General features: G+C 74.8%; 2 protein-coding genes. Both read left to right on the top strand.

Annotated elements, in window-relative coordinates; all coding sequences use genetic code 11:
• Positions 1-241: 241 nt before the first annotated feature.
• Positions 242-1,912 carry an ABC transporter ATP-binding protein gene (locus ABZ885_RS33860; RefSeq protein WP_360197345.1) on the top strand — a complete coding sequence of 557 codons (1,671 nt, stop codon included), beginning with the start codon at positions 242-244 and terminating at the stop codon, positions 1,910-1,912.
• 103 nt (positions 1,913-2,015) lie between these two features.
• Complete coding sequence (locus tag ABZ885_RS33855; RefSeq protein ID WP_360197343.1) at positions 2,016-5,807, top strand: amino acid adenylation domain-containing protein; 3,792 nt, start codon at positions 2,016-2,018, stop codon at positions 5,805-5,807.
• Positions 5,808-5,875: the final 68 nt, after the last annotated feature.

Here is a 5,875-nt window from a genome sequence, read left to right as displayed (position 1 = left end):
GCCTCGCCCGCGACCACGTTGGACTTGCGGATCGCGTCCAGCAGGCGGGTCTTACCGTGGTCGACGTGACCCATGACGGTGACGACCGGCGGGCGTCGAGGCCTGGCACCGGACGCTCGACACGGCCGGGGACGCGGCCGGCGCCGGGGCGGAGCGGCACCCGCTGCTGGAGATCGTCGGACCGCACCGCCGGCGCCTCTACCGCGCCTCCGCGACGTCGGTCGCCTGCCAGGTGTCGGAGATGGCGCTCGGCACCTTCCTCGGCTGGACCGCGCTGGTCCTCATCAAGGGCGAGGCGGCGCCGCTGGTCCGCTTCGGCCTGACCACCGCCTCCGCCCAACTCTGGGGCCTGGCCGGGCTGGTGACCGTCGCCTGCGCCGCCGTGGCAGGGCTCTCGTACGCCTCGAACCTCGAGTGGCGCGGGCTCGGCCAGGACATCGAGCACGACTGGCGCAACCGGACGTACGCCCATGTGCAGCACCTCGAACTGCGGCACCTGGAAGGCGAGCGGACCACCCGGGTCGCCGGGGCGCTCACCGACGACGTCCGCCAGCTGGGCGCCTTCTTCGCCACCTCGGCCAGCGACCTGCTGCAACTGGGCACCAGCCTGGCCCTCCTGGTACCCCTGTTCCTCCTGCTGGCACCGCAGATCGCCTGGATCGCGTTCCTGCCCGTCCCGGTCATCGCCTGGCTGTCCTTCCACTACCAGGACAAGGTCGCGGCCGACTACGCCGTCTCCGGCGAGCACCGTGCCAGGCTGCACAGCCAGCTGGTCAACACCCTGGAGGCCGGCGCCACCGTCAAGAGCTTCTGCACCGAGGACTACGAGGCCGGGCGCATCGACGGACTGAGCGCGGACGCCCGGGAGAGCAGCCGGCAGACCGACCGGAGCACGATCCGCCACGCCGAGACCGTCCGGGTCTGCACGACCAGCTCGATGGCCGGGACCCTGCTGATCGGCGGCCGCTCGGTGCTCAACGGCAGCCTGCGGTTCGAGGTGTTCAGCCCGCTGATCGGCCTGCCCCAGATGCTGCTGCTGCGGATGAACCGGCTCGGCGGCATCGTCGACCAGTACCAGCGCACGATGGCCGCCCACGACCGCGTCCGCCGGCTGCACGCCCTGCCCGTCGAGGCCGACGGCACCGGCGGACCGCTCGACGCCGGGAAGGTGCGCGGCGAGATCGTCCTCGACGAGGTGACCTTCGCCTACCCCGGCCGGCCGCCGGTGCTGGAGGACCTCTCGCTGACCATCCCCGCCGGGCAGGTCACCGCCCTCGTCGGCGCCACCGGCTCCGGCAAGACGACGGTCGCCAAGCTGCTGATGCGCTTCCAGGACGCGGAGTCCGGCAGCGTGCTGCTCGACGGCCGGGACGTGCGCGACCTGCCGAGGCACGACCTGCGGCACGCGATCGGATTCGTCGCCCAGGACCCGTTCCTCTTCGACGGCACCATCGCCGACAACATCCGCTACGGCAGCTTCGGCTCCCCGGACGCCGCCGTGGTCGAGGCGGCCAGCATGGCCGAGGCGCACGCCTTCATCGCGACGCTGCCGGACGGCTACGACACGGTGATCGGCGAACGCGGCGCCGCCCTCTCCGGCGGGCAGCGGCAGCGCATCGCCCTCGCCCGGGCGATCCTCAAGAACTCCCCGGTCGTGATCCTCGACGAGGCCACCTCCGCCGTGGACAACGAGACCGAGGCCGCCATCCAGCGCGCGCTCCGCGGCTTCGCGGCCGACCGGACGATGGTCGTCATCGCCCACCGGCTCTCCACGGTCCGCCACGCCGACCGGATCTACGTCATGGACAAGGGCGGCGTCGTCGCCGAACAGGGCACCCACGACGAACTCCTCGCCCGGCACGGACTCTACGCATCCCTCTGGCAGCTCCAGGCCGGCGAACTCGCCGCCTGACCACAGCAGCCGCGCCCGCCCGCCGCCCGCGTGACGTCACCGCGGGCGGCGGGGCCCGGTGTGCCCTGCACACACGCCTGCCCACACTTCTGGAGGTACCCCCATGTCCCGTCGCGACGGCGACGTCCTTCCGCTGACGGCGGCCCAGCGCGAGATCTGGCTCGCCGAACAGCGCTCCCGGACGGCGATCCCGGGCTACCGCGTCGGCGAGTGCCTGGAGATCCACGGGCCGGTCGACCCGGAGCTGTTCGACGCCGCGCTGCGCCGGGTGGTCGGCGAGGTCGACGCGCTGCACGTGAGCTTCGTCGACGACGGCGACGGCCCGCGCCAGGTCCTCCGCGCGGCCTGGGACTGGGCGCCGGCGCACCTCGACCTGAGCGGGGAACCCTCCCCCCGGGCGGCGGCGACGGCGTGGATGGAGCGGGACCTGATGCGCCCGCTGGACCTCGCCCGTGACCCGCTGTTCGGGCACGCGCTGATCCGGCTGTCGCCGACGGAGTTCCTCTGGTACCTGAACTACCACCACGTGGTGCTGGACGCGATCAGCAGCTCCATGCTCCGGCAGCGGGTCGGCGACGTGTACTCGGCGCTGGCCGGGGGCGGCGCCGTGCCGCCGTGCCCGTTCGGCTCGCTGCAGGACCTGGTCGACAGCGACACCGCCTACCGCGCGTCGGCGGACTTCAAGGCCGACCGCGCCTACTGGACCGACCGCTTCGCGGACCTGCCCGCCCCGACCCGGCTCACCGACACCGCCGCGACCGACCCGCACCGCGCGCTCCGGCCGGCCGAGGAGCGGGAACTGCGCCGCCCCGACGCCTTGCGGGCGGCGGCGGGACGTTCCGGCGTCCGGTGGTCCCGGCTGCTGATCGCGGCCACGGCGCTCTACGCCCACCGGCTGACCGGAAACCAGGACGTGGTGCTCGCCATGCCCGTCACGGCCCGCCGGGGGGCCGACCGCGACCTGACGGCGGTGCCGGGCACGCTGTCCAACGTGGTGCCGCTGCGGCTGACGGTGCGACCGGACATGCCGTGGCGCGAACTCGTCGCCCAGGCGGCGCGGGAGGTCGAGGCGGCCGTCGCCCACGAGCGCTACCGCAGCGAGGACCTGCTGCGCGACCTGGGCGCCCCGGGCGGCATCGGGACGGCGTTCCCGCTGATCGTCAACATCATGGCCTTCAACTCCAGGCCGAGCTTCGCCGGGCACCCGGCCTCCGTGCACCACTTCGTGTCCGGGTCGACCACCGACCTCGCCGTCTGGGTCTTCGACTACCGGGACGGCAACCCGCCCCTGCTCCGGCTGCACGGCTCACCGGAGGCGTACGGCGACGACGACCTCGTCGCCCACCAGGAGCGGCTGCTCGCCCTGCTCGACACCGTCGCGGACTGCGACCCGGACGAGCCGGTGGGCCGGATCGACCTGCTCGCCGCCGAGGAGCGGCACGAGCTGGCGGCGCTCGGCGCCGGGCCGGTGGCGGCGGCCCCGGCCGCGAGCCTGCCGGAGCTGTTCCGGGAGCACGTGCGGGCGACCCCGGACCTGGTCGCGCTGGTGTGCGGGGACGTCTCGCTGACGTACGCGGAGCTGGACGCACGGGCCAACCGGCTGGCGCACGCCCTGATCGGCCGGGGGGCCGCGCCGGAGCGGCTGGTGGCGGTGGCCCTGCCGCGGTCGGCCGAGCTGGTGGTGGCGGTCCTCGCGGTGCTGAAGACCGGCGCGGCGTACGTCCCGGTCGACCCCGGGTACCCGGCCGCCCGGATCGCGTACCTGCTCGACGACGCCCGGCCGGCTCTGGTGGTCACCGACACCCGCAGCGGGGACCGCCTGCCCGACGGCGGCCCCGTCGACCGGCTGGTGCTCGACGACCCGGAGACCGCCGCCCTGGTGGCGGGCCACCCGGTGGTGGATCCCATGGTGGCCGTCGAGCCGGACCACCCGGCGTACGTCATCTACACCTCCGGCTCCACCGGACGGCCCAAGGGCGTGCTGCCGACCCACGGTGGGCTGCTCGACCTCCTCACCGACCACCGGCAGGTGCACTTCGCGCCGGTGCCGCAGGAGCGGCGGCGGCTGCGGGTGGCCCTGACCACCTCGGTGTCCTTCGACGCCTCCTGGAACCAGTTGCTCGCCCTGTTCGGGGGCCACGAGCTGCACGTCCTGGAGCACGCCACCTGGACCGATCCGGACGCCTTCGTCGCCTACTCCGCGCGGTGCGGGCTGGACTTCGTCGAAGCCACCCCGTCGTACCTCCAGGTACTCGTCGCCCACGGTCTGCTGAGCGACCCCGAACGGCGTCCGGCCCTGGTCGCGGCGGGCGGCGAGGCCGTCCCGGAGCGGCTCTGGGAGCAGCTGCGGGCGGCGGAGGGGGTGCGCTGCCTCAACCTCTACGGGCCGTCCGAGTGCACCGTCAACTCGGTGGTCGCGGCCGTGGGTTCGAGCCCGCGCCCGGTGATCGGCCGGCCGGTGGCCAACGCCCGGCTGTACGTGCTCGACGGGGCCCTGCGGCCGCTGCCGGCCGGTGTGTCGGGTGAGCTGTACATCGCGGGCGCGGGGTTGGCCCGCGGCTACCTCAACCGGCCGGCGCTGACCGCCGGGCGGTTCGTCGCGGACCCGTTCGGGCCCGCCGGCTCCCGGATGTACCGCACCGGGGACCAGGTGCGCTGGGACGCGTCCGGCAGTCTGGAGTTCCTCGGCCGCACGGACGACCAGGTGAAGATCCGCGGCTTCCGGGTCGAGCTCGGCGAGATCGAGGCCGTCCTCGCCGAACACCCGCAGGTCGCCCGGGCCGCCGTGCTGGTGCGCACCGAGGAGGAGCCCCGGCTGGTCGCCTACGCGGTGCCCGAGCCCGGCACCACCGTGACCGACACCGCCCTGCGCGACCACCTGCGCGACCGGCTGCCCCGGCACATGGTGCCGGCCGCGTACGTGCTGCTGGACGCGCTGCCGCTGACCCCGAACGGCAAGTTCGACCGGCGGGCCCTCCCGGCGCCCGGGCGGCAGCCCGCCGCGCCGGGCCGCGCTCCCCGTACCGCGACCGAACACCTGCTCGCGGGGCTGTTCGCCGAGGTGCTCGGGGTGTCCGAGCCCGCGCTGGACGACAGCTTCTTCGACCTCGGCGGGCACTCCCTGCTGGCCACCCGGCTGGTCGCCCGGGCACGGTCGGTCCTCGGTGTGGAGCTGCGGCTCGGCGACCTGTTCGACGCGCCGACGGTGGCGGAACTGGCGGCGGCCGTGGACGTCGCGGGCCGGGCGCGTCCGGCGCTGGGGCGGAGCGAGAGGCCGGAGACCGTCCCGCTCTCCTTCGCGCAGCGCCGGCTCTGGTTCCTGCACCGCATGGAGGGCCCGAGCGCCACGTACAACATCCCCCTGACGCTGCGGCTCTCCGGAAGCCTGGACCAGCGGGCCCTGGAGGACGCCCTTGCGGACGTGGCCGAGCGGCACGAGAGCCTGCGCACCGTCTTCCCGACCGTCGACGGCGTGCCGTGCCAGCGGGTGCTGGACCCCGACCGGGCCCGGCCGCGGCTGCGGGTGACCGAGCTCGGCGAACGCGAGCTGCCGGCCCGGCTGGCGGAGGCGGCCCGGTACGGCTTCGACCTCGCCGCCGAGCCGCCGCTGCACGCCGAACTCTTCCGGCTGGCGCCCGAGGAGCACGTCCTGCTGCTCGTGGTGCACCACATCGCCGGTGACGGCTGGTCGACGGGGCCGCTCTCGCGGGACCTGACCACCGCCTACGCGGCCCGCTCCGAGGGCGCGAAGCCCGAGTGGGCGCCGCTGCCGGTCCAGTACGCCGACTACGCCCTCTGGCAGCGCGAGCTGCTCGGCGACGGCGCGGACCCGGACAGCCTGCTGAACAGCCAGCTGGGCTACTGGCGTTCGAAGCTGGCAGCCGGGGCCCCGTGACGGCCCTGCGGGGGCGCTGCGGGGGCGCCGTGCAGGCGTCCTGGGGTGCCCGGGGTCACCGGATGCGC

The organism is Kitasatospora sp. NPDC047058 (assembly GCF_040643935.1).
GTDB lineage: Bacteria > Actinomycetota > Actinomycetes > Streptomycetales > Streptomycetaceae > Kitasatospora.
The sequence above is the reverse complement of the archived record's forward strand: the minus strand, read 5'-3'. Positions and strand labels throughout refer to the sequence as shown.

Coding starts and splice junctions, on each gene's coding strand:
- ABZ885_RS33860 (WP_360197345.1), top strand. CDS start 242: ATGGCGCTCGGCACCTTCCTCGGCTGGACCGCGCTGGTCCTCATCAAG.
- ABZ885_RS33855 (WP_360197343.1), top strand. CDS start 2,016: ATGTCCCGTCGCGACGGCGACGTCCTTCCGCTGACGGCGGCCCAGCGC.